Origin of the sequence: Klebsiella sp. 28 (genome assembly GCF_018223905.1) — a bacterium.
Classification (GTDB): Bacteria; Pseudomonadota; Gammaproteobacteria; order Enterobacterales; family Enterobacteriaceae; genus Klebsiella; species Klebsiella pneumoniae.
This window is the reverse complement of record NZ_JAGRQY010000105.1, coordinates 49,754-74,375: the sequence shown is the minus strand read 5'-3', so window position 1 is coordinate 74,375 and position 24,622 is coordinate 49,754. Positions and strand designations below refer to the sequence as shown.

The 24,622-nt window shown below is 56.2% G+C and carries 19 protein-coding genes; 10 read left to right on the top strand and 9 right to left on the bottom strand.

All coding sequences use genetic code 11. The features are described 5' to 3' along the window. Positions 1-63: 63 nt before the first annotated feature. From KHQ28_RS18315 to speD, 3 genes are all read left to right on the top strand, one after another. On the top strand, positions 64-1,254 hold the full coding sequence (locus KHQ28_RS18315) for an FKBP-type peptidyl-prolyl cis-trans isomerase (protein ID WP_154236284.1): 1,191 nt from the start codon (positions 64-66) through the stop codon (positions 1,252-1,254). A gap of 149 nt (positions 1,255-1,403) precedes the next feature. Beyond that, positions 1,404-2,264: a polyamine aminopropyltransferase gene (gene speE, locus KHQ28_RS18310; RefSeq protein WP_002888741.1), complete on the top strand. Its 861-nt coding sequence runs from the start codon at positions 1,404-1,406 to the stop codon at positions 2,262-2,264. A gap of 24 nt (positions 2,265-2,288) precedes the next feature. Continuing rightward, complete coding sequence (gene speD / locus KHQ28_RS18305) at positions 2,289-3,083, top strand: adenosylmethionine decarboxylase (protein ID WP_002888739.1); 795 nt, start codon at positions 2,289-2,291, stop codon at positions 3,081-3,083. 72 nt (positions 3,084-3,155) lie between these two features. Here speD and yacL read toward each other — a convergent pair whose 3' ends face one another. Together yacL and acnB are read right to left on the bottom strand one after the other, a co-directional pair. Next, positions 3,156-3,518 carry a protein YacL gene (gene yacL / locus KHQ28_RS18300; RefSeq protein WP_002888737.1) on the bottom strand — a complete coding sequence of 121 codons (363 nt, stop codon included), beginning with the start codon at positions 3,516-3,518 and terminating at the stop codon, positions 3,156-3,158. Positions 3,519-3,704: 186 nt separating this feature from the next. Further along, positions 3,705-6,302: a bifunctional aconitate hydratase 2/2-methylisocitrate dehydratase gene (gene acnB / locus KHQ28_RS18295; protein ID WP_032419393.1), complete on the bottom strand. Its 2,598-nt coding sequence runs from the start codon at positions 6,300-6,302 to the stop codon at positions 3,705-3,707. A 431-nt stretch (positions 6,303-6,733) separates the two neighbouring features. On the opposite strand from acnB, the gene KHQ28_RS18290 reads away from it, so the two are divergent. Together KHQ28_RS18290 and KHQ28_RS18285 are read left to right on the top strand one after the other, a co-directional pair. Continuing rightward, positions 6,734-8,341 (top strand): DUF3300 domain-containing protein, encoded by a 1,608-nt coding sequence (locus tag KHQ28_RS18290; protein ID WP_032419394.1) that lies wholly within the window; start codon positions 6,734-6,736, stop codon positions 8,339-8,341. Positions 8,342-8,352: 11 nt separating this feature from the next. Further along, positions 8,353-9,159 (top strand): DUF2950 family protein, encoded by an 807-nt coding sequence (locus KHQ28_RS18285; RefSeq protein WP_032419395.1) that lies wholly within the window; start codon positions 8,353-8,355, stop codon positions 9,157-9,159. A 45-nt stretch (positions 9,160-9,204) separates the two neighbouring features. Here KHQ28_RS18285 and KHQ28_RS18280 read toward each other — a convergent pair whose 3' ends face one another. From KHQ28_RS18280 to pdhR, 5 genes are all read right to left on the bottom strand, one after another. Continuing rightward, positions 9,205-9,489 carry a hypothetical protein gene (locus KHQ28_RS18280; RefSeq protein ID WP_002888732.1) on the bottom strand — a complete coding sequence of 95 codons (285 nt, stop codon included), beginning with the start codon at positions 9,487-9,489 and terminating at the stop codon, positions 9,205-9,207. Between the two features lie 164 nt (positions 9,490-9,653). Beyond that, positions 9,654-11,078 (bottom strand): dihydrolipoyl dehydrogenase, encoded by a 1,425-nt coding sequence (lpdA, locus tag KHQ28_RS18275; protein WP_002888731.1) that lies wholly within the window; start codon positions 11,076-11,078, stop codon positions 9,654-9,656. Between the two features lie 206 nt (positions 11,079-11,284). Beyond that, the gene (gene aceF / locus KHQ28_RS18270) at positions 11,285-13,183 is read right to left on the bottom strand and encodes a pyruvate dehydrogenase complex dihydrolipoyllysine-residue acetyltransferase (RefSeq protein ID WP_004147092.1); all 1,899 of its coding nucleotides are present in this window, start codon (positions 13,181-13,183) and stop codon (positions 11,285-11,287) included. A 14-nt stretch (positions 13,184-13,197) separates the two neighbouring features. Then, a complete protein-coding gene (aceE, locus tag KHQ28_RS18265; protein ID WP_002888700.1) occupies positions 13,198-15,861 on the bottom strand; it encodes a pyruvate dehydrogenase (acetyl-transferring), homodimeric type in 2,664 nt (887 codons plus the stop codon). 136 nt (positions 15,862-15,997) lie between these two features. Beyond that, positions 15,998-16,777: a pyruvate dehydrogenase complex transcriptional repressor PdhR gene (gene pdhR, locus KHQ28_RS18260; protein ID WP_002888699.1), complete on the bottom strand. Its 780-nt coding sequence runs from the start codon at positions 16,775-16,777 to the stop codon at positions 15,998-16,000. Positions 16,778-17,420: 643 nt separating this feature from the next. Here pdhR and aroP point away from each other — a divergent pair. From aroP to KHQ28_RS18245, 3 genes are all read left to right on the top strand, one after another. Further along, positions 17,421-18,791, top strand: coding sequence for an aromatic amino acid transporter AroP (gene aroP / locus KHQ28_RS18255; protein WP_004147090.1), 1,371 nt, complete (start codon positions 17,421-17,423; stop codon positions 18,789-18,791). Positions 18,792-18,975: 184 nt separating this feature from the next. Continuing rightward, on the top strand, positions 18,976-20,382 hold the full coding sequence (locus KHQ28_RS18250) for a glycoside-pentoside-hexuronide (GPH):cation symporter (RefSeq protein ID WP_004145929.1): 1,407 nt from the start codon (positions 18,976-18,978) through the stop codon (positions 20,380-20,382). After that, entirely contained in the window at positions 20,382-21,332 is a 951-nt protein-coding gene (locus KHQ28_RS18245) for a family 43 glycosylhydrolase (RefSeq protein ID WP_004183017.1), read from the top strand. Before KHQ28_RS18250 ends, KHQ28_RS18245 begins: the two co-directional genes overlap by 1 nt. Before the next feature lie 235 nt (positions 21,333-21,567). Here the strand turns inward: KHQ28_RS18245 and ampE are convergent, their stop codons facing one another. Together ampE and ampD are read right to left on the bottom strand one after the other, a co-directional pair. Then, positions 21,568-22,422, bottom strand: a complete 855-nt coding sequence (ampE, locus tag KHQ28_RS18240; protein ID WP_004177406.1) for a beta-lactamase regulator AmpE — start codon at positions 22,420-22,422, stop codon at positions 21,568-21,570. Next, complete coding sequence (gene ampD, locus KHQ28_RS18235; protein WP_002888692.1) at positions 22,419-22,982, bottom strand: 1,6-anhydro-N-acetylmuramyl-L-alanine amidase AmpD; 564 nt, start codon at positions 22,980-22,982, stop codon at positions 22,419-22,421. Before ampD ends, ampE begins: the two co-directional genes overlap by 4 nt. A gap of 133 nt (positions 22,983-23,115) precedes the next feature. On the opposite strand from ampD, the gene nadC reads away from it, so the two are divergent. Both nadC and ppdD read left to right on the top strand, forming a co-directional pair. Continuing rightward, positions 23,116-24,009 (top strand): carboxylating nicotinate-nucleotide diphosphorylase, encoded by an 894-nt coding sequence (nadC, locus tag KHQ28_RS18230; protein ID WP_002888684.1) that lies wholly within the window; start codon positions 23,116-23,118, stop codon positions 24,007-24,009. A 181-nt stretch (positions 24,010-24,190) separates the two neighbouring features. After that, the gene (gene ppdD / locus KHQ28_RS18225) at positions 24,191-24,622 is read left to right on the top strand and encodes a prepilin peptidase-dependent pilin (RefSeq protein WP_002888683.1); all 432 of its coding nucleotides are present in this window, start codon (positions 24,191-24,193) and stop codon (positions 24,620-24,622) included.

Below are 24,622 nucleotides of genomic sequence, written 5' to 3'. Positions count from 1 at the left end.
GAAGCTGAAAATAAACGCCTCAGCGCCAGCTTTACCACGCTTAATAAAGATAAACACGCGCTAATGACCCAACTGGCCGCAACGGAAAAAGAGAAACAGGCCGTCCTCGAGCAGGTTAAGGCCCTTAACGCCGATAAGCAGTCGCTGACTATTCGCCTCGCCGCTGCGGAGAAGGCGCAGCAGGCCGCTCTTGACCAGGCTAAAGCGCTTAACGCTGACAAACAGCCGCTGGCGACCCGGCTGGCCGCCGCGGAAAAAGAGAAACAGGCCGTCCTCGAGCAGGTTAAAGCCCTTAACGCCGATAAGCAGTCGCTGACTATTCGCCTCGCCGCTGCGGAAAAGACGCAGCAGGCTGCCCTCGATCAGGTCAAAGCCCTTAACGCCGATAAACAATCTCTGTCCACCCGGCTGGCCGCCGCGGATAAAGCGCCGCATGGCCCCGCTAACGACGCCGCTGCGCCAAAAAATGAGCCACCAGAGATGGCGGCCATAGTGGCAGCCTATCGCCTGCAGGCGGATAAAGACAACGCCCAGCTACGGATGAAAGAAGATGAAATCGAACTGCTGAGAACGCAGCTTTCTGTACAGTCCAAAACGCGCAGCGGCGAGAGCGCCGCCGCCAAACTCAGCGCATCGGGAGAACAGCAGGCTTATGCGATCGGCGCCTCGATGGGAAGCGAGGCGCTCAACGTCCTTACCACCCGTCGCACTCAGGGAGTTACCGTCGACGCAGGCCTGGTGCTGCAGGGCATCGAAGATGCCTTTCGCGGCCAGCTTCGTCTCGGAGAGCAGGAACGTAACAAGGCGCTGTTTGATGTGTCGCAGCAGGTTTTTCAGAACCTGAATAAAATAGAGCAGAAAAACATCAGTGCCGGCAAGAAATATCAGCAGGCGTTTGCGCGCAAAAAAGATGTGGTCTTTAAAGAGGGCGTCTACAGCCGCGTCGATTACCCGGGTAAAGGAAAAATAAGCGGTAACGACCTGGTTACCGTGGTGATCAAAGAGATGCTGACGGACGGGACGGTGATCAACGATATGGAAGCGAAAGATCAGGCGCTTACGCAAAAGCTGGATGCCTATCCCCCGGTGTTTCGCGAACCGCTGAAGCGTCTACAGAACCACGGCTCCGTGACGCTCGTCGTCCCGCCTGAAAAGGCCTATGGCAGTAAAGGATTACCGCCAAAAATTCCGCCAGGCGCCACCATGGTTTATTCCGTGCGGATAGTAGATAGCCAACCCGAGCCGGCAAAATAGCCTCATCCTCTCCACCGCCCTTCCGGGGCGGTGGCTGTTATTCCTGCCTCATTGCTGCAATAACCGCCGTGCATCCTCATCTATAGTTGTCTATGATGTTGCACTCGTTTTACGGGTGTAACAGATGTTAACGAAGGAGGAGCCTTATCGTGGCCGATAATCCACTGTGGCATGAAACGCTGCATGACCATTTTGGTCAGTATTTTAGCGTTGATAACGTGCTGTACCACGAAAAAACCGATCATCAGGATCTGATCATCTTTGATAACCGCGCCTTTGGCCGGGTGATGGCGCTGGATGGCGTCGTACAAACCACCGAACGCGACGAGTTCATCTATCACGAAATGATGACCCATGTGCCGCTGCTGGCTCACGGCAACGCGAAGCATGTGTTGATCATTGGCGGCGGCGATGGCGCGATGCTGCGCGAAGTCTCTCGTCACCGTAGCATCGAAACCATCACCATGGTGGAAATCGACGCCGGGGTAGTTTCATTCTGCCGCCAGTACCTGCCGAACCATAACGCCGGCGCCTATGACGATCCGCGCTTTACGCTGGTGATTGATGATGGCGTCAATTTTGTTAATCAGACGACGCAAACGTTTGACGTGATCATTTCGGACTGTACCGATCCTATCGGCCCGGGAGAAAGCCTGTTCACCTCGGCTTTTTATGAAGGCTGCAAACGCTGCCTGAACCCGGGTGGGATCTTTGTTGCCCAGAATGGCGTCTGCTTCCTGCAACAGGATGAAGCGGTAGGCAGCCATCGCAAGCTAAGCCACTATTTTCGCGACGTCAGCTTCTACCAGGCGGCAATTCCAACCTATTACGGCGGGATCATGACCTTTGCCTGGGCGAGCGACAATGAGGCGCTGCGCCATCTCTCCAGCGAAATCATTCAGGCGCGCTTTCACAAAGCCAACCTGACCTGCCGTTACTACAATCCGGCAATCCATACGGCGGCCTTCGCCTTACCACAATATCTGCATGATGCTCTGTCCGCACCGTGACGCGAAATAAGGGGGTGAACTAAATTGAAAAAATTGAAGCTGCACGGCTTTAACAACCTGACCAAAAGCCTGAGTTTTTGTATCTACGATATCTGTTACGCCAAAACGGCAGAAGAGCGCGACGGCTACATCGCCTATATCGACGAACTCTATAATGCCAATCGCCTGACGGAGATCCTGACAGAAACCTGTTCTATTATTGGCGCCAATATCCTGAATATCGCCCGTCAGGATTATGAACCCCAGGGCGCCAGCGTGACCATTCTGGTCAGCGAAGAGCCTGTCGATCCCAAGCTGATTGACCAGACCGAACATCCTGGCCCGCTACCGGAAACCGTGGTCGCCCATCTCGATAAGAGCCATATCTGCGTGCATACCTACCCGGAGAGCCATCCGGAGGGCGGCCTGTGCACCTTCCGCGCCGATATCGAAGTTTCAACGTGCGGCGTCATTTCCCCGCTTAAAGCGCTGAACTATCTGATTCACCAGCTGGAATCGGACATTGTGACCATTGACTACCGTGTGCGCGGCTTTACCCGCGATATCAATGGGATGAAGCATTTTATCGATCATGAAATCAATTCGATTCAGAACTTTATGTCCGACGATATGAAGTCGTTGTATGACATGGTCGACGTCAACGTTTATCAGGAAAATATCTTCCATACCAAAATGTTGCTCAAGGAGTTCGACCTTAAGCACTACATGTTCCATACCCGACCGGAAGAGTTGACTGCCGAAGAGCGCAAGGTCATTACCGACCTGCTATGGAAAGAGATGCGCGAGATTTACTACGGCCGCAATATTCCTGCCGTGTAATCTATGAAATGCCCGGCGGCGCTTTTGCTTGCCGGGCCTGTAGTTCTGCGCCACCCGACATAAAAGGCGTCATTAACGCTGCTGCATAAACTCACGATAGGCGGCGACCACCTGCAGGAAATCCTCAACACCGCACAGAGAGAGACTTTCTTCGTCGTAGTAGCTCATCCCCTCCTCGATTTCGTCGCCGGAAAACTCCAGCTGATTGGCGCGGATCATCACCTCTTCGCCATCCAGCCACAGCGTATATTCATGCCCGGCACGCTGCCAGGAACGCTCGCTGCCCTTCACGGTGCGCGCAGCCTGCTCCACTTCGTCCAGCAGAGCAAGATTGCCTTTCACCTCCTCGTTGAACCAGTGGCCGATCGCCTCGTGATCCATCGACATTCGCACCTTTACCACTCCGGTAATATCGCGCAGAAATTCGTAATCCATAGTCTTTTCCTCTGCAAGGGCAATGCGTCACCGCTGCACTGTACCCATGCAGTAATTATCGCAGCAGACAGAAAGAAAAAAAGCGTAGCAGGCAGGAGGTTTGGAAATAAAAATGCCCGATGATGCAATGTTCACCGGGCATTGGAGAGTTTATCGCCAAACGGTCAGCCGGGCTGACCGAATGGTTTACACCGCGGTCTGGAAGATCACGCCGTCAGCTTTTTCAGTGTACTGATCCAGCTGGTTGAAGTTCAGATAACGGTAGGTATCTTCCGCCGTCTTATCCACCTGCGCCACGAAGGTCTGGTACTCTTCCGGCGTCGGCAGTTTGCCGAGCAGCGAAGCCACCGCTGCCAGTTCGGCAGAGGCGAGATAGACGTTAGCGCCGGTACCTAAACGGTTCGGGAAGTTACGGGTAGAGGTGGAAACCACCGTCGCGCCGTCGGCCACGCGCGCCTGGTTACCCATACACAGGGAACAGCCAGGGATTTCGATACGCGCCCCGCTCTTACCAAACACGCTATAGTAGCCTTCTTCGGTCAGCTGCGCGGCATCCATACGGGTTGGCGGCGCCACCCACAGGCGAGTCGGCAGTTGGCCTTTGTGGCTATCCAGCAGCTTACCGGCGGCACGGAAGTGGCCGATGTTGGTCATGCAGGAGCCGATGAACACTTCGTCGATCTTCTCGCCCTGCACATCAGACAGCAGGCGGGCATCGTCCGGATCGTTCGGCGCGCACAGAATCGGCTCTTTAATATCCGCCAGATCGATGTCGATCACTGCCGCGTATTCCGCGTCAGCATCGGCTTCCAGCAGCTGCGGATCCGCCAGCCATTTTTCCATGCCCTGGATACGACGCTCCAGGGTACGGCGGTCGCCGTAGCCTTCGGCGATCATCCACTTCAGCAGAACGATGTTGGAGTTCAGATACTCAACGATCGGCTCTTTATTCAGCTTGATGGTGCAGCCGGCGGCAGAACGCTCCGCCGAGGCATCGGTCAACTCGAACGCCTGCTCGACTTTCAGATCCGGCAGACCTTCGATCTCGAGGATGCGACCAGAGAAGATGTTTTTCTTACCTTTCTTCTCCACGGTCAGCAGGCCCTGCTTGATGGCGTACAGCGGGATGGCGTGGACCAGGTCACGCAGGGTGATCCCCGGCTGCATTTTACCTTTGAAACGCACCAGCACCGATTCCGGCATATCCAGCGGCATCACGCCGGTCGCGGCGGCGAAGGCCACCAGACCAGAGCCTGCCGGGAAGGAGATGCCGATTGGGAAACGGGTGTGGGAGTCACCGCCGGTACCCACGGTATCCGGCAGCAGCATGCGGTTCAGCCAGGAGTGAATCACGCCATCGCCCGGACGCAGAGAAACACCGCCGCGGTTCATGATGAAGTCCGGCAGAGTGTGGTGCGTGGTAACGTCAACCGGCTTCGGGTAGGCCGCGGTGTGGCAGAAGGACTGCATCACCAGGTCTGCAGAGAAGCCCAGGCACGCCAGGTCTTTCAGCTCATCACGGGTCATTGGACCGGTGGTGTCCTGAGAACCGACGGAGGTCATTTTCGGTTCGCAATAAGCGCCCGGACGGATACCGGCAACGCCGCAGGCGCGGCCAACCATTTTCTGCGCCAGCGAGAAGCCGCGGGTGCTTTCCGCCACGTCTTTCGCCTGACGGAAGACATCGCTGTGCGGCAGGCCCATCGCTTCACGCGCTTTGGTGGTCAGACCGCGACCGATGATCAGCGGAATACGGCCGCCGGCGCGCACTTCGTCGATCAGCACATCGGTTTTCAGCTCGAAGCTGGCCAGCAGTTCGTTGGTCTCGTGGTTACGCACTTCGCCTTTGAACGGGTAAACGTCGATTACGTCGCCCATGTTCAGGTTAGACACATCAACTTCGATAGGCAGCGCGCCCGCATCTTCCATGGTGTTAAAGAAAATTGGCGCGATTTTACCGCCCAGACACAGGCCGCCGCCGCGCTTGTTCGGCACGTTCGGGATATCGTCGCCCATAAACCACAGCACCGAGTTGGTGGCGGATTTACGTGAAGAACCGGTCCCGACCACGTCGCCGACGTAGGCCAGCGGGTAGCCTTTCTGCTGCAGGGCTTCGATCTGTTTGATTGGGCCAACCACGCCCGGCTGATCCGGCTCAATGCCTTCGCGGGGGTTTTTGAGCATTGCCAGCGCATGCAGCGGGATATCCGGGCGCGACCACGCATCCGGCGCCGGAGAGAGATCATCGGTGTTCGTTTCGCCGGTGACCTTGAAGACGGTAACAGTGATTTTCTCTGCCAGCTGCGGACGGTTCAGGAACCACTCGGCGTCAGCCCAGGATTGCATAACCTGTTTAGCATGCTCGTTACCCGCTTTGGCTTTCTCTTCCACGTCGTAGAAGTTATCGAACATCAGCAGGGTATGGGAGAGCGCTTTCGCGGCAATCGGCGCCAGTTTCGCGTCGTCCAGCGCATCGATCAGCGGATGGATATTGTAACCGCCCTGCATGGTGCCCAGCAGTTCAACGGCTTTTTCAGGGGTAACCAGGGGGGAGGTCGCTTCGCCTTTGGCGATCGCGGCAAGGAATCCAGCTTTAACATAGGCGGCTTCGTCGACGCCCGGCGGTACACGGTTAATCAGCAGGTCTAACAGGAATTCTTCTTCGCCCGCAGGCGGGTTTTTCAGCAGTTCTACCAGCGCGGCCATTTGGGTTGCATCTAAGGGTTTGGCAACAATCCCCATGGCGGCACGCTCAGCTACGTGCTTACGGTATTCTTCTAGCACGACGGTTCTCCTCGCTCTCATTGTCATAATGCGGCCTACACGTCTTCAATCAATCTGCCTCTGTCCTGGCTTAGCTTGCCGCGTGACGCATCTTGAAGGATTTAGTGGCTGGGCGATTTTCTTCACGCTCCTGTGAGACAGCAGTTTGTAGGGTAAATGCCCGATACCGCGTCGGCAGCATAGCAGGATTTTTGAAAGGTGTTAATCTGTTTACAAAAAAGCAACATTAAAATTTAGCTGAATCGTTAAGGGCAGGATATTGCAGGCTTTCTGTTCAAATCCCACGACAAAAATTCCTTTCCGCGTACAACGCCACGGGCCGATCCCAACAATAATCAATAAAAAGCCATACCGCTTACTTATACTCAGCAAACGCGCCGTTTTCGCAGATACTTTAGCGAGATGGGTTACTTTTTGGGTCAGGAGTTTCCATGTCACTGCCGTTCAAACCCCATATTATCGCCCTGCTCTGTAGCGCTGGCTTACTCGCGGCGGCAGGAACACTCTATGTGCAAAGCCGAACCCCAGCGACGATCGCTGAACCGCCTGCGCAGCAAGCGCCAGCGCCCGCAGCGTCGACGACACAGCCGGTGGCCGCCACTTACACCCAGGCGCAAATTGATCAGTGGGTCGCCCCTATCGCGCTCTACCCGGACAGCCTGCTGTCGCAGGTGTTGATGGCCTCCACTTATCCCGACAACGTCCTGCAGGCGGTCCAGTGGTCCCAGGATAACCCCGCGATGAAAGGGGATGCGGCCGTGCAGGCGGTTGCCAGCCAGCCGTGGGACCCTAGCGTCAAATCTCTTGTCGCTTTCCCTGCCCTGCTGGCGATGATGGGCGAGAATCCGCCCTGGGTGGAAAATCTTGGCAATGCGTTTTTGGCCCAGCCGCATGATGTGATGGATTCAGTGCAGCGCCTGCGCGCCATTGCCCAACAGACCGGGACGCTGAAATCCACACCGCAGCAGAAAGTGATTGTCACCCCTGCCGCACCGGTTTCAGCCAGCAGCAGCACGGCAGCAACCGCAACCGCCCACACAGCGGCGCCTGCGCCCACGCAGGTCATTAAAATAGAGCCGACCAATCCACAGGTGGTCTATGTTCCCAGCTATAACCCCTCCACCGTCTATGGTACCTGGCCGAACAGCGCCTATCCGCCGGTCTATCTGCCGCCCCCTCCCGGGGAGCAGTTTACCGATAGCTTCGTCAAAGGCTTCGGGTACAGCCTCGGCGTGGCCACCACCTGGGCGCTGTTCAGCAGTATCGACTGGGATGATGATGACCATCACCATCACGATGACGACTACCACCACGGCGATTACTCGCATAATGGCGATAACATCAATATTAATGTAAATAATTTCAATCATATAACAGGAGAAAACCTGCCGGGAAACCACGTTAACTGGCAGCACAATCCTGCCTATCGCGGACACACACCGTATCCCAATAATACGGTAGCTCAGCGCTTCCATCAGACCAACGTTTCCGGCGGACTGAGCGCGACCCAACATGCGCCAGTCGATCGCGAAGCGCAGCGCCAGGCAGCGATGACCCAGCTGCAGCATAACGTACCGACGGCCACAGCGGGCAATCTGGCGGCAAACAACGCCTCACGCGACGCCCAGCGTCAGGCGGCCTCGGCGCAGCTGAAGCAAGCCACCCAACGCAGTAATTACCGCGGTTACGACAGCACGCCGACCCAACAGCAGCGTCGCGAGGCGGCAAAAACGCAGCTGAAAACCCCCACGCCGCAGCAACAGCAGCGTCGAGAAGCCGCCAGGAGCCACGAGCAGAACCGCACACCTCAGCAGCAGCAGCGCCGGCAGCAGTTCCAGTCCGCCACGCCAGCCCAGCGTCAGCAGACGCTCAGCCATCTGCGCGCCAACGCCCTTAGCGGCAACGAAAGCCGCGCCCCCTCCTGGCAAGCGCAGCAGGAACGAGGACTGCAGAGCCGCCAGTTTTCCGGCGTAAACCGCGAGTTACGCGAGGGCGCCAGAGAACGTCTTTCCGAACACCATGAACTGCGTCGCCGCTAAGGATGAGCAGAATGAGAAACTCATTATCCGTTGCCCTGTTTACGTTAATGCTGTCGCCGCTTGCCGCCTTCGCCCAACAGCAGTTTGCCACGCCGGAACAGGCCGCAACTGCGCTGGCCGAAGCGATCAGCCAGCCTAATGAAGCCGCGCTGAGCGAAGTACTCGGCGATAACTGGCAGCAGTTTTTACCCACGGACGGGATCGACCCTGCCGCCGTCGATCGCTTTCAACGCGACTGGCAGGTGAAACATGTCATCATCCAGCAGGGTGGCAAAGCCTGGCTCGATGTCGGTAGCGAGGCATGGCGTCTGCCCGTGCCTATCGTAAAAACGTCTGAGGGATGGCGCTTTGATATGGCCGCTGGCGAAGAGGAGATCCTCACCCGCGCCATCGGCCGCAATGAGCTGTCGGCGATCGCCGCCATGCATGCCTATGTTGATGCCCAGCAGGATTATTATCATCTGAACCACCGCTGGGCGCAGAAAATCATCAGTAGCGAAGGCAAAAAAGATGGCTTGTACTGGCCAACTTCGCCGGGCGAAGCGCCAAGCCCGCTCGGTCCGGCCTTTAGCCCGACGGTGCCCGGTAGCGGCTACCATGGCTATCGCTTTCGAATTATCACCGGGCGCGATGACCAGAGCGTCGCCTTGCTGGCCTGGCCGATAGCCTGGGGTGAAACCGGCGTGATGAGCTTTATGATCGATCAGCAGGATAGGGTCTATCAGGCCAATCTCGGTGAAGAGAGCGCCGCAAAGGCACAGGAGATAACGCGCTTTACCCCCGACGCTGACGCCGGCTGGCAGGTGGCAGAACCTTAAAAAAAACGCCCGGTTGCACTCACGCAACCGGGCGTTTTCATTCACTTAGCCCTGGTGAGGCATCAGAGAAGGATCGCCGGCAAAGGCTGGTTTTGTGCTGGATAATGCCGCTTCGTCAGCGCTGATGCTACCGGAATTCGCCGCCCATACCCCTTCATTGGTCTTCGTCACCTGCTGATGCTGGGCATTCAGATCCTGGCCCATCGCCGCAATGTGGGTCGTTTCCGTACCGCCGCTGTTGTCCGCCCAGGGAATGTTGGCGTCAGCGGCGCAAGCCACACCGGTAAAAAACGTTGCAGCGACCAGCGCTGTGGTTAAAAAGCGTTTCATCTCACACCTCATCGATATCATTAACTACCTATAAGTTTACTGAGTGACTATTTTCAAAGTATGTATGAGGTGTAGCGGTTTATGAACAGTGACATAGTTCTAAACATCAGGCATAAAAAAAGCGGCTCCCGGAGCCGCTTATGCTTTTTTCCTGAAAGAAAAAGTTACTTTTTCTTCGCTTTGGCGTTTGGCAGGTCGGTGATGCTGCCTTCGAACACTTCCGCCGCCAGGCCAACGGACTCGTGCAGAGTCGGGTGAGCGTGGATGGTCAGGGCGATGTCTTCAGCGTCACAGCCCATCTCGATAGCCAGGCCGATCTCACCCAGCAGCTCGCCGCCGTTGGTGCCGACAATCGCGCCGCCGATAACACGGTGGGTCTCTTTGTCGAAGATCAGTTTGGTCATACCATCTGCGCAGTCAGAAGCGATAGCACGGCCGGAAGCAGCCCACGGGAAGGTGGCGGTTTCGTAGCTGATGCCTTTCTCTTTCGCTTCTTTCTCGGTCAGACCGACCCATGCCACTTCTGGTTCAGTGTAGGCGATGGATGGGATCACTTTCGGATCGAAGTAGTGTTTCAGACCGGAGATAACTTCTGCGGCAACGTGGCCTTCATGGACACCTTTGTGCGCCAGCATCGGCTGACCGACGATATCGCCGATAGCAAAGATGTGCGGCACGTTGGTGCGCATTTGTTTGTCAACGCGGATGAAGCCGCGATCGTCAACTTCCACGCCAGCTTTACCTGCATCGAGGTTTTTACCGTTCGGTACGCGGCCGATAGCGACCAGCACTGCGTCGTAACGCTGCGCTTCCGCCGGTGCTTTTTTACCTTCCATGGAAACGTAAATACCGTCTTCTTTCGCTTCAACGGCAGTCACTTTGGTTTCCAGCATCAGGTTAAATTTCTTGCTGATGCGTTTGGTGAAGACTTTCACCACGTCTTTGTCGGCAGCCGGGATAACCTGGTCGAACATTTCTACCACGTCAATCTCTGAACCCAGCGCATGGTATACGGTACCCATTTCCAGACCGATGATACCGCCGCCCATCACCAGCATGCGTTTCGGTACAGATTTCAGTTCCAGCGCGTCGGTGGAGTCCCATACGCGCGGATCTTCATGCGGGATAAACGGCAGCTGAATCGGACGGGAACCCGCCGCGATGATGGCGTTGTCGAAGTTGATCACGGTTTTGCCGTTTTCGCCTTCCACTTCTAGGGTGTTAGCGCCGGTAAATTTACCCAGACCGTTAACCACCTTCACTTTACGACCTTTGGCCATGCCAGCCAGACCACCGGTCAGCTGAGTGATGACTTTTTCTTTCCAGGTGCGGATCTTGTCAATGTCAGTTTTCGGTTCGCCGAAAACGATGCCGTGTTCGGCCAGCGCTTTCGCTTCTTCGATAACTTTTGCCACGTGCAGCAGCGCTTTAGAAGGGATACAACCCACGTTCAGACAAACACCACCGAGGGTGCTGTAACGTTCTACGATGACGGTTTCCAGACCTAAATCAGCGCAACGGAAGGCTGCAGAGTAACCTGCGGGGCCTGCCCCAAGTACCACGACCTGAGTTTTGATTTCAGTACTCATCATGACCTCTGTAATTTATATCCGGCGGGTCTGACGCTATTATTCTTACGCCCAAGTCCACCGGGACGTTCTATCCGCGTGTATTTTACAAAATTGTTAACAATTTTTAAACAACAAACGGCAAACGATTTTGTCCTTTGTTGCTGATAATCCCCAACAGCCTGAGGTTATCAGAAAAAAGCCGGCCGTCAGGCCGGCTTTTTCGATTACATCACCAGGCGGCGAATGTCGCTCAGGGTGTTGTTAATGATGGTAATGAAGCGGGCACCATCAGCACCGTCGATGACGCGGTGGTCGAAGGACAGAGAGATCGGCAGCATCAGGCGCGGCACAAACTCTTTACCATTCCATACCGGCTCCATCGCGGACTTAGACACGCCGAGGATGGCCACTTCCGGCGCGTTAACAATCGGCGCGAAGTGGGTGGTACCCAGGCCGCCGATGCTGGAGATGGTGAAGCAACCGCCCTGCATTTCGCCAGCCGTCAGTTTGCCATCGCGCGCTTTCTTCGAGATGGTGGTCAGTTCACGAGACAGCTCGGTGATGCTCTTCTTGTTCACGTCTTTGAAGACCGGAACCACCAGACCGTTCGGGGTATCCACCGCCACACCGATGTTGATGTATTTCTTCAACGTCAGGCGCTGACCATCTTCGGAGAGCGAGCTGTTGAAGCGCGGCATCTGCTCAAGCGCAGCGGCAACCGCTTTCATGATGAAGACCACTGGAGTGAATTTCACGTCCAGTTTACGCTTCTCAGCTTCGGCATTCTGCTGCTTGCGGAACGCTTCCAGATCGGTGATATCGGTTTTGTCGAAGTGGGTAACGTGCGGGATCATCACCCAGTTACGGCTCAGGTTGGCACCAGAGATTTTCTGGATACGACCCAGCTCCACTTCTTCGACTTCGCCAAACTTGCTGAAGTCAACCTTCGGCCACGGCAGCATGCCCGGGATACCGCCGCCAGCGGCAGCCGCCGGTGCGGATTCAGCGCGTTTAACCGCGTCTTTCACGTAGGCCTGAACGTCTTCGCGCAGGATACGACCTTTACGGCCGGTGCCTTTCACTTTCGCCAGGTTAACACCGAACTCGCGCGCCAGGCGGCGAATCAGCGGGGTCGCGTGAACGTAGGCATCGTTTTCAGCGAATTCGCTTTTACCTTCTGCTTTCGCAGCCGGCGCAGCGGCAGGCTTAGCGGCCTGAGCCGGGGCAGCAGCTGGTGCCGGTGCAGCAGCCTGAGCCGGAGCGGCGGCAGGCGCAGCGCCTTCCACTTCGAAGACCATGATCAGGGAACCGGTTTTGACTTTATCGCCGGTGCTGATTTTGATCTCTTTAACGGTACCCGCGAACGGCGCCGGAACTTCCATAGAGGCTTTGTCGCCCTCTACGGTGATCAGGGACTGTTCTGCCGCGACTTTATCGCCGACTTTAACCATCACTTCGGTGACTTCAACTTCGTCGCCGCCGATGTCCGGGACGTTAACATCTTTCACGCCTGCTGCGGCAGCCGGAGCCGCAGCAGCCGGCGCGGCAGCCTGTGCCGGAGCGGCTGCAGGCGCAGCGCCCGCCACTTCGAAGATCATAATCAGGGAGCCGGTGGAAACTTTATCGCCGGTATTGATTTTGATCTCTTTGACGGTACCGGCGAACGGCGCCGGAACTTCCATAGAGGCTTTATCGCCTTCTACGGTGATCAGGGATTGCTCAGCGGCGATGGTGTCGCCCACTTTAACCATGATCTCAGTGACTTCGACTTCATCGCCGCCGATATCCGGGACGTGAACTTCTTTCGCTGCCGCGGCAGCCGCTGGAGCAGCGGCGGCCGGAGCGGCTTCTTTCTTCTCTTCCTGCGCAGGTGCAGCGGCGGCTGCACCTTCGGCGGAATCGAAAATCATAATCAGTTTGCCAGTCTCGGTTTTGTCGCCGACGGAGACTTTAATCTCTTTCACGACGCCAGCCTGCGGAGACGGGACTTCCATAGAGGCTTTGTCGCCTTCTACGGTGATCAGCGACTGTTCAGCTTCTACTTTGTCGCCAACTTTGACCAGGATCTCGGTGATTTCAACTTCATCAGCCCCGATGTCCGGTACTTTGATTTCGATAGCCATTATTCTTTTACCTCTTACGCCAGACGCGGGTTAACTTTTTCTGCATCGATGTCGAATTTCGCGATAGCGTCAGCCACCACTTTCTTATCGATTTCACCACGTTTAGCCAGTTCGCCCAGCGCTGCTACGACCACATAGGAAGCATCGACTTCGAAGTGGTGACGCAGGTTTTCACGGCTGTCGGAACGACCGAAGCCATCGGTACCCAGTACGCGGTAATCATCAGCCGGTACGTAAGTACGAACCTGCTCAGCGAACAGTTTCATATAGTCAGTGGATGCCACTGCCGGAGCGTCGTTCATTACCTGAGCGATATACGGCACGCGCGGGGTTTCCAGCGGGTGCAGCATGTTCCAGCGTTCGCAATCCTGGCCATCACGCGCCAGTTCGGTGAAGGAGGTAACGCTATACACGTCGGAACCCACGCCGTAGTCTTTCGCCAGGATCTGCGCTGCTTCACGCACGTGACGCAGGATAGAACCGGAGCCCAGCAGCTGAACTTTACCTTTGCTACCTTCGATGGTTTCGAGTTTGTAGATACCTTTACGGATACCTTCCTCGGCGCCTTCCGGCATGGCCGGCATGTGGTAGTTTTCGTTCAGCGTAGTGATGTAGTAGTAAACGTTCTCTTGCGCTTCGCCGTACATACGGACCAGACCATCATGCATGATGACAGCCACTTCATAGGCGTACGCCGGGTCGTAAGAGATACAGTTCGGGATAGTCAGCGACTGAATGTGGCTGTGACCATCTTCGTGCTGCAGACCTTCGCCGTTCAGGGTAGTACGACCGGAAGTCCCGCCAATCAGGAAGCCGCGAGCCTGCTGATCGCCAGCCGCCCAGCACAGATCGCCGATACGCTGGAAGCCGAACATCGAGTAGTAGATGTAGAACGGGATCATCGGCAGGTTGTTGGTGCTGTAAGAGGTCGCAGCAGCCAGCCAGGATGCGCCTGCGCCCAGCTCGTTGATCCCTTCCTGCAGAATCTGGCCTTTCTCGTCTTCTTTGTAGTAAGCAACCTGCTCACGGTCCTGCGGGGTATACTGCTGGCCGTTCGGGCTGTAAATACCGATCTGACGGAACAGACCTTCCATACCGAAGGTACGCGCTTCGTCGGCGATGATCGGCACCAGACGATCTTTGATCGACTTGTTCTTCAGCATCACGTTCAGGGCGCGAACGAAAGCGATAGTGGTAGAGATTTCTTTGTTTTGCTCTTCCAGCAGCGCGCTGAAGTCGGCCAGGGTCGGCAGCTCGAGTTTCTCAGTGAACTTCGGCTGACGAGTCGGCAGATAGCCGTTCAGCTTCTGACGCTGAGCGTGCAGGTAAGTGTGCTCTTCGGAACCTTCCGGGAAGGTTACGTACGGCAGTTTTTCGAGATCGGCATCCGCCACCGGCACATTGAAACGATCGCGGACGTAGCGAACACCGTCCATGTTCATTTTCTTAACCTGGTGCGCGATGTTCTTACCTTCAGCGGTATCGCCCATACCATAACCTTTAATGGTATGCGCCAGGATCACGGTCGGCTGACCTTTGGTCTCCTGCGCTTTCTTCAATGCAGCGTAGACTTTCTTCGGATCGTGACCACCGCGGTTCAGAGCCCAGATCTGCTCGTCAGTCCAGTCAGCGACCAGGGCAGCGGTTTCCGGATATTTGCCGAAGAAGTGCTCACGAACGTAAGCGCCGTCTTTGGATTTGAAGGTCTGGTAGTCGCCGTCAACGGTTTCGTTCATCAGCTGAATCAGCTTACCGCTGGTGTCTTTACGCAGCAGCTCATCCCAACGGCCGCCCCAGATAACCTTGATAACGTTCCAGCCAGCACCACCGAAGATGCCTTCCAGTTCGTTAATGATTTTGCCGTTACCGGTGACCGGGCCGTCCAGACGCTGCAGGTTGCAGTTGATGACGAAGACCAGGTTGTCCAGTTTTTCACGGGTGGCGATGGTGATAGCGCCTTTTGATTCCGGCTCATCCATCTCGCCGTCGCCCAGGAAGGCGTAAACGGTTTGTTCGGAGGTGTCTTTCAGACCGCGGTGTTCCAGATATTTCAGGAATTTGGCCTGATAGATAGCGCCCAACGGCCCCAGACCCATGGATACGGTCGGGAACTGCCAGAATTCCGGCATCAGTTTCGGGTGCGGATAAGAGGACAGACCCTTGCCGTGAACTTCCTGGCGGAAGTTGTCCATCTGCTCTTCGGTCAGACGGCCTTCCAGGAACGCACGTGCATATACGCCCGGAGAGATGTGACCCTGGAAGTACACCAGATCGCCGCCATCTTTCTCAGTGCGCGCACGGAAGAAGTGGTTGAAGCAGACTTCGTAGAAGGTCGCGGAAGACTGATAGGACGCCATGTGGCCGCCCAGTTCGAGATCTTTTTTCGACGCGCGCAGAACGGTCATGATGGCGTTCCAGCGAATCGCAGAACGAATGCGACGTTCCAGATCCAGATTGCCCGGGTATTCCGGCTCATCTTCAACGGCAATAGTGTTGACGTAGTTGCCGGCGGAAGCGCCTGCAGCAACCTTCACTCCGCCTTTACGGGCTTCAGAAAGGAGTTGGTCAATCAGATACTGAGCGCGCTCAACACCTTCTTCACGGATGACCGATTCGATCGCCTGTAGCCAGTCGCGAGTTTCGATCGGATCCACGTCATTGTGTAAACGTTCTGACATGGGGGTATTCCTTATCTATCTAATCGTTGATTAATCTGGAACCTGTCCCATTGAACTCTTCGTTCTTCACGCTGGAACAACCAAAAATTCAATAAGACAGGTTCTGCGTTTAGTTGCCGCGCTCTAAAAATGGCGCTTAAGAACCGGAGTTCTCGTCCTTTCGTTGCTGTAAACGACGCAGTGAGCGCTCTCGACGGCTCTGCTCACGACTACGATCCAGCAAAATTTCCTCAATGAACGCCAGGTGACGGTGCGACGCTTCACGCGCCTGCTCCGGCTCCCCGGCCATTATCGCCTCGAAAATGCGAGTGCGATGGTTGCTGACCAACGGGAGCATTTCCCGCCGGGCATACAGCAATTCAAAGTTCTGACGCACGTTTTGCGCCAACATCGGCTCCATACACCTTAGCAGATGAAGCAACACCACATTGTGTGCCGCCTCGGTGACGGCGATTTGATACTGGACGACGGCGCCGGACTCAGCGTCCAAATCGCCCGACTGCTGAGCGCGTTCAATAGCCTGATGCAGCTCACGGATACGGTCGCGATCCTCATCATTGCTGCGCAGCGCCGCGTAATAGGCCGCGATGCCTTCCAGCGCGTGACGGGTCTCAAGCAGATCGAATTGGGATTCAGGGTGATCGGACAGCAGCTCAACCAGCGGATCGCTGAAGCTCTGCCACAGGCGGCTCTGAACAAACGTTCCACCTCCCTGACGACGAAGCAACAAGCCCTTGGCTTCGAGGCGTTGAATCGCCTCACGCAGCGAGGGGCGGGAAACGTCGAACTGTTTAGCCAGTTCGCGTTCTGGCGGGAGTTTTTCACCGGGGCGCAAGGTCCCCTCAAGAATCAGAAACTCCAGCTGCTGCTCTATCACATCGGATAATTTTGGTTGGCGGATTTTGCTGTAGGCCATATTCCCTGTCTCTGCCATTAGCCCGGAGTCAATTGGTCTTACCAATTTAAAGTTCGTAGCGCTAAAGTAACAAAGTATTCACCTTCTGTCCATATAGGTTTTGATTGAAATCAGTAAACCCGGGACATTTTAACAACCTTACAGAAATAACATTTCAGAAATGTAACCTTGCACAAATGTTACGTTTACTCACAAAGAGGTAGCCTTAACTTTATAGAAACGAAAAATTACGCTTTCTGAACCGATTCAACGCTGCAATAAATGAATACAGAGTCACTTAAAGTGAATAAATAATGACAAAGCAGCATGCATCAAAATACGACAGATTGTGACTATTGATGTCTTTTTAGACACATCGTCATCATCCCTTCATAAAGCAGGTGCATTCAAACGCGCTTACCACTATTCTGCCGGAGACGAAAGGCCTTTTTCGGAATTACCACACAGCCTTCCGTAAACAAAACAATACAGAAACGGAAGTTCCAAAATACACAAACACAACAATATGTGCGCGCCATCACTCAGGTAAAAAGTGGGCCACTTCGCCCAAATTTTCGCTGGCTATGCTTTCAGGCAGGGACAGCAGTGAAGCAGCAACCTGACGGATGACGTACACAAAAAATAACCACACACGAGGTTTCATATGGAAGGTCAACAGCACGGCGATCGGCTGAAGCGCGGCCTGAAAAACCGTCACATTCAGCTCATCGCGCTGGGCGGGGCTATCGGCACCGGCCTGTTTCTGGGGAGCGCGTCCGTCATTCAGTCCGCCGGCCCGGGTATCATTCTTGGTTACGCTATCGCCGGTTTTATCGCTTTCCTGATCATGCGTCAGCTGGGCGAAATGGTGGTGGAAGAGCCGGTGGCCGGCTCATTTAGCCACTTTGCTTACAAATACTGGGGCGGTTTTGCCGGCTTCGCCTCCGGCTGGAACTACTGGGTACTGTATGTCCTGGTGGCCATGGCGGAACTGACCGCCGTTGGCAAATATATCCAGTTCTGGTGGCCGGAAATCCCTACCTGGGCCTCGGCGGCGGTCTTCTTCATCGCCATCAACGCCATTAACCTGACCAATGTCAAAGTGTTCGGTGAAATGGAATTCTGGTTCGCGATTATCAAAGTGGTCGCCGTAGTGGCGATGATTTTGTTCGGCGGCTGGCTGCTGTTCAGCGGCAACGGCGGCCCGCAGGCGACGGTACGTAACCTGTGGGACCAGGGGGGCTTCCTGCCGCACGGCTTTTACGGGCTGGTGATGATGATGGCGATCATCATGTTCTCCTTTGGCGGCCTGGAGCTGGTGGGCATCACCGCCGCGGAAGCGGATAATCCGGAGCAAAGCATTCCTAAAGCCACCAATCAGGTTATTTACCGTATTCTGATCTTCTATGTTGGTTCGCTGGCGGTGCTGCTCTCCCTGCTGCCGTGGACCCGCGTCACCGCGGACACCAGTCCGTTCGTCCTGATCTTCCATGAACTTGGCGATACGCTGGTGGCAAACGCTCTGAACGTGGTGGTGCTGACGGCAGCACTGTCGGTTTATAACAGCTGCGTGTACTGCAACAGCCGTATGCTGTTCGGCCTTGCTCAGCAGGGCAACGCGCCAAAAGCGCTGCTCAGCGTCGACAAACGCGGCGTGCCGGTGAATACCATTCTCGTCTCGGCCCTGGTCACTGCGCTGTGCGTGCTGATCAACTACCTGGCGCCTGAATCTGCTTTCGGTCTGCTGATGGCGCTGGTGGTCTCAGCCCTGGTCATCAACTGGGCGATGATCAGCCTCGCGCATATGAAATTCCGTCGCGCCAAAAAGCAGCAGGGCGTGGTCACGCGTTTCCCGGCCCTCTTCTATCCGCTGGGCAACTGGCTGTGCCTGCTGTTTATGGCGGCGGTGCTGGTGATTATGCTGATGACCCCGGGGATGGCGATTTCCGTCTGGCTGATCCCGGTATGGATTGCGGTGCTGGGCGTGGGCTACCTGTTTAAAGAGAAAGCCGCCGCCACCATAAAAGCACAATAATACATCTCATCAATACTTCACTTTGCTCTGCGCCCTCCCCTGAATAATGGGTGCAGAGCATTGTTATCTGCTTCACACTTTCCCCTCCATAGCTTATTTATCCATATCGTCAACGAGTTCCTGCAACGTATTTCTGCCAACCGCAGCCAATAATTCTCTCCATACTGCAACGGAGAGACCGCACATGGCAGAGAACACGCTTTCAATAAGAGAAAAGATTGGTTACGGGATGGGTGATGCCGGATGCAATATTATCTTTGGCGCCATCATGCTGTTTGTGAACTATTTTTACACTGATATATTCGGGCTGGCGCCGGCGCTGGTCGGCGTACTTCTGCTCTCGGTGCGAGTCATCGATGCGGTAACCGACCCTATCATGGGCGCTCTTGCCGACCGCACCCGTAGTAAATATGGTCGCTTTCGTCCATGGCTGCTGTGGATCGCCTTCCCCTACGCCCTGTTCAGCGTCCTGATGTTCACCACTCCTGAGTGGACCTACAATAGCAAAGTCATCTATGCGTTTGTGACCTACTTTCTGCTGTCGATTACCTATACCGCGATTAATATTCCCTACTGCTCGCTGGGAACGGTGATGACCGCCGATCCGAAAGAGCGTGTTGCCTGCCAGTCTTATCGTTTCGTCATGGTGGGTATCGCCACGCTCCTGCTGTCATTGACGCTGCTGCCAATGGCCGACTGGTTCGGCGGCGCCGATAAAGCGAAGGGCTACCAGATGGCGATGACCGTGCTGGCCTTTATCGGTATGTGTATGTTCCTGTTCTGCTTCGCCACCGTGCGCGAACGTATCCGCCCGGCGGTGCAGACGAATGACGAACTGAAAAAAGATCTGAAAGACGTCTGGAAAAATGACCAGTGGGTGCGCATCCTGCTGCTCACGCTGTGCAACGTCTGTCCGGGCTTTATCCGCATGGCCGCCACCATGTACTACGTCACCTGGGTGATGGGACAAAGCACCCATTTTGCCACCCTGTTTATCAGCCTCGGCGTAGTTGGGATGATGATTGGCAGCATGCTGGCGAAAGTCCTGACCGACCGCTGGTGCAAACTGCAGGTTTTCTTCTGGACCAATATCGTGCTGGCCGTGTTCTCCTGCGCCTTCTATTTCTTTAATCCACACGCCACCACGCTGATTATGGTGCTCTACTTCCTGCTCAACATTCTGCATCAAATCCCTTCCCCGCTACACTGGTCGCTAATGTCCGACGTTGATGACTACGGCGAATGGAAAACCGGCAAGCGCATCACCGGTATCAGCTTCTCCGGTAATCTGTTCTTCCTGAAGGTCGGCCTGGCGGTCGCCGGGGCAATGGTCGGTTTCCTGCTGTCATGGTACGGCTACGACGCCGGCGCGAAAGCGCAAAGCGCCTCCGCGCTGAACGGTATCGTGCTGCTATTCTCAGTCATTCCCGGCGTCGGCTATCTGATCACCGCCGGCGTGGTGCGCCTGCTGAAGGTTGACCGTACCCTGATGCGCCAGATTCAGAGCGATCTGGAGAAGCGCCGCAGCAACTACAGCGAGCTGAACGAATACCAGGAACTGAAAACCAGTGAACACGTAAGGAAAGCCTGATGAACAACTGGCCAAACCCCTTTATTGAACAGCGTGCAGACCCCTTTATCCTGCGCCATCTTAGCCACTACTACTTTATTGCCTCGGTGCCGGAATACGACCGGCTGGAGATCCGGCGCGCGGTAACCCTTGAAGGATTACGCGATGCTGAGCCGGTCGTGGTTTGGCGCGCGCCGCAAAGCGGGCCGATGAGCCAGCTGATTTGGGCGCCGGAGCTGCATGAAATAGACGGTAAGTGGTATATCTATTTTGCCGCCACCCATACCCACAATCTGGATGCGCTGGGGATGTTCCAGCATCGCATGTTCGTTCTCGAGTGCGCTGACAGCGATCCGCTGACCGGCCGCTGGCAGGAAAAAGGCCAGGTGGTCACGCCTTTCGATACCTTCGCCCTCGATGCCACCACTTTTACCCATCAGGGGAAACGCTGGTATCTATGGGCGCAAAAATCCCCGCATATCGAAGGCAACTCAAACCTGTATCTCGCCGAAATGGCTAACCCGTGGACGTTAAAAGGCGAGCCGGTCATGCTGAGCAAGCCGGAGTTCGACTGGGAGTGCCGGGGATTTAAGGTCAACGAAGGGCCTGCGGTACTGATGCATGGCGATAAGCTATTTATCAGCTATTCCGCCAGCGCCACCGATGAAAACTACTGCATGGGGTTGTTATGGATCGACCGGCAGGCCGATCCGCTACAGCCGGCAAACTGGCATAAAGCTCCGCAGCCGGTGTTCCGCACCAGCTATGAAAACCGCCAGTATGGCCCAGGTCATAATAGTTTTACCCAAACGCCGGAAGGGGAAGATGTGCTGGTGTATCACGCGCGGAATTACACCGAGATAGAAGGCGACCCGCTGTATGATCCCAATCGCCATACGCGGTTAAAGCTGGTCAGCTGGCGGGAAGACGGGATGCCCGACTTCGGTATTCCACCGGCGGATACGCTGTAGCGGTTCGGAATGTTACCCGCTGGCGCGGGTTCTCCAGGCCGGGTCAGGCGAAGCCGCCACCCGGCAACATGACCAGTACGGCGTCTGATATATCGCCCGGCGGCGCTGTTGCTTGCCGGGCCTACGTGACGTGAGCCTGCGGGTGACTCGCCAGGCCGGATAAGCGCAGCGCCATCAGGCAACAAAAGCCCCGCAGGTACGTACATCGTGGCAGGCAGCGCGCGGGCTCAGGCCGTTAAACCAGGGTACCGTAAATCGTCAGCAGCGCCATAATCACCACTACCACCAGCGAAGTCTTCTTAGCCATCGATACCGCAGCCTTCGGCGTCGCTACTTTATCCACGTGCGGCTCACGGGCCAGGGAATACTGCGCCAGGCGGGTCAACACCTGATACTGCGACGAATGGCGGTCGCCCAGCGAAGCAAACCACGCCGGGAGCGCTTTTTCACCATGGCCCACCAGGGCATAGACCACCCCCACCAGACGCACCGGCAGCCAGTCCACAATATGCAGGATACCATCGATCCCGGACTGCAACCGGTGGTGCGGCGTCTGGTAGCGCGCCAGCCATGTCTGCCAGGCGCGCAGTACGCTGTAGGCGATAAGCGTCAGCGGGCCCCAGGCGCCCCCCACGACAAACCAGAAAAGCGGCGCCAGATAGTATCGATAGTTAATCCACAGCAGCGCATTTTGCAGTTCGCTAAGGTACTCACGCTCATCACAGCCCGGCGGCACGCCGTGAATAAGCGTCAGCTCGCTGGCCATGGCATCGCAGGCGCGACTGTCATTGCGCGACGCCGCTTTCAGATAGGCATGGTAGTGCAGCCGAACTTTGCCGGCGCCAATGCATAGCAGGCCCAGTAAAATCCAGAACACCAGCAGCGGTATGTTAAACAGCTGCCCCTGCAGCAGACGCTGAATGATATACACGACCGCGACGGCCACCAGCGTCATCAGCAGCGTGCCCGGTAACGAGAAATGTTTTATCCGGCGAAACGCCACCTCCAGCCGATGATCAAGCTGCCAGTGTTCGCCCAGCTTAAACAGCCGTTCGGCGATAAGCACCAACAGCGTCGTAAACAGCGTCATGAGGTCTCCTTTTCTGACGGGGCGCTGAGCAGCGCACGGTATTTTATCCAGTCAAAGGCCGGTCCTGGATCGGTTTTCCGCACGGGCGCGATATCGCTGTGGCCCGCAATGTTTTCGGCGATAGCCGGATAAAGCGCGATCAGCAGATCCGTCACCGCCGCCAGCTGCCGGTACTGCGCGTCGGTATACGCCAGAGTATCGGTGCCTTCCAGCTCTATGCCGATGGAAAAGTCATTGCAGCGTTCGCGTCCCTGATAACAGGAGACGCCCGCATGCCACGCCCGCTTATCGAAAGGCACATACTGCACGATTTCGCCATCACGGCGAATCAGACAATGCGCCGAAACGCGCAGATGAGCAATCTCGGCAAAGAAAGGATGCGCGTGCGGATCCAGGGTACCAGTGAACAGCGCATCAATCCACGGACCACCAAATTCCCCCGGTGGCAGGCTAATGTTATGCACCACCAGTAAGGAAGGGGTCTCTTCATCCGGACGGCAGTCATGGTGCGGCGAGGGAACCCGACGCGCGCCGACCAACCACCCCTCGTTCAACTGCATGCGGGATCTCCTTTCGCGAACTCATGCTTCCGGGCCACACGCCGGCCCAAAGGATGAAGTGTGTATGGTACTGAAACGTCGTTCAGGTTAGCATGTTTCCCACTTCTGAATCTTATCTATCTGGAGCTTTATCATGTCGCCTCGTCGTTACAACCCCGACCGCCGCCGTGACGTGCTGCTGGAACGTATTAATCTCGATATTACCGATGCTGTCGCACACTCCCTGCGGGAAGATCTGGGCGGCGAAGTCGACGCCAACAACGATATTAGCGCGCAATTATTGCCGCAGGATGCACGCTCCCATGCGGTGGTCATTACTCGTGAAGATGGCGTCTTCTGTGGCAAACGCTGGGTGGAAGAGGTCTTTATTCAGCTCGCCGGTGACGACGTGAATATCACCTGGCACGTGGCCGACGGCGATGCGGTCAAAGCCGACCAGCCGCTGTTCGAATTGGAAGGCCCGTCGCGTATTCTGCTCACCGGCGAACGCACGGCGCTGAACTTTGTGCAAACCCTCTCCGGCGTCGCCAGCGTCGTCCGTCGCTATGTCGACCTGCTCGCCGGCACCAAAACCCAACTGCTGGATACGCGCAAAACGCTGCCAGGGCTGCGTACCGCGCTGAAATACGCGGTACTCTGCGGCGGCGGCGCCAACCATCGACTAGGCCTGTTCGACGCGTTCCTGATTAAAGAAAACCACATTATCGCCTCCGGATCGATCCGTCAGGCAGTGGAAAAGGCGTTCTGGCTGCATCCTGATGTGCCGGTGGAAGTGGAAGTGGAAACCCTGGATGAACTGGAGCAGGCGTTAAAAGCCGGGGCTGATATCATTATGCTCGATAACTTCACCACCGATCTGATGCGCGAGGCGGTGAAAATTACCGCAGGCCAGGCGGCGCTGGAGGTCTCCGGCAACGTTACCTTTGACACCATCCGCGAATTCGCCGATACCGGCGTCGACTATATTTCCGTCGGCGCCCTGACCAAACATGTGCAGGCGCTCGACCTGTCGATGCGCTTCCGCTGAGCAACAGGCCTTCACGCTTCCGGGCGTGAAGGCCTGAATTTGCGGCCCGCCTCGCACTCGCCCGTGCTCACCATGAAATCCAGATAAAAACCCTGGAACCCGCTTTCCCGGATCGTTTTCGCCCCCTCGCCTGCGCCCCTCAATCCCTTCACAGTGCTCCTGTCACAACAAGGAGCGACTTATGGATAAACAACGAGGTTTTACCCTGATTGAACTGATGGTGGTTATCGGAATCATCGCCATTCTTAGCGCCATCGGCATCCCGGCCTACCAGAACTACCTGCGTAAAGCCGCCCTCACCGACCTGCTGCAGACCTTTGTCCCTTACCGGACAGCCATCGAACTTTGCGCGCTCGATCATGGCGGCCTAACGCCATGCGACGGCGGCAGCAACGGCATTCCCTCGCCGACAACCACGCGCTACCTTTCCGCCATGAGCGTGGCCAAAGGGGTCGTCACCCTCACCGGTCAGGAGAGTCTGAACGGACTGGGGGTCACCCTGACGCCGACCTGGGACAATGCCGAGGGCGTCACCGGCTGGCAGCGCGTCTGCACCATCACCGGCAATAGCGCGCTTCAGCAGGCCTGCGAAGACGTTTTCCGGGTGAAGTGA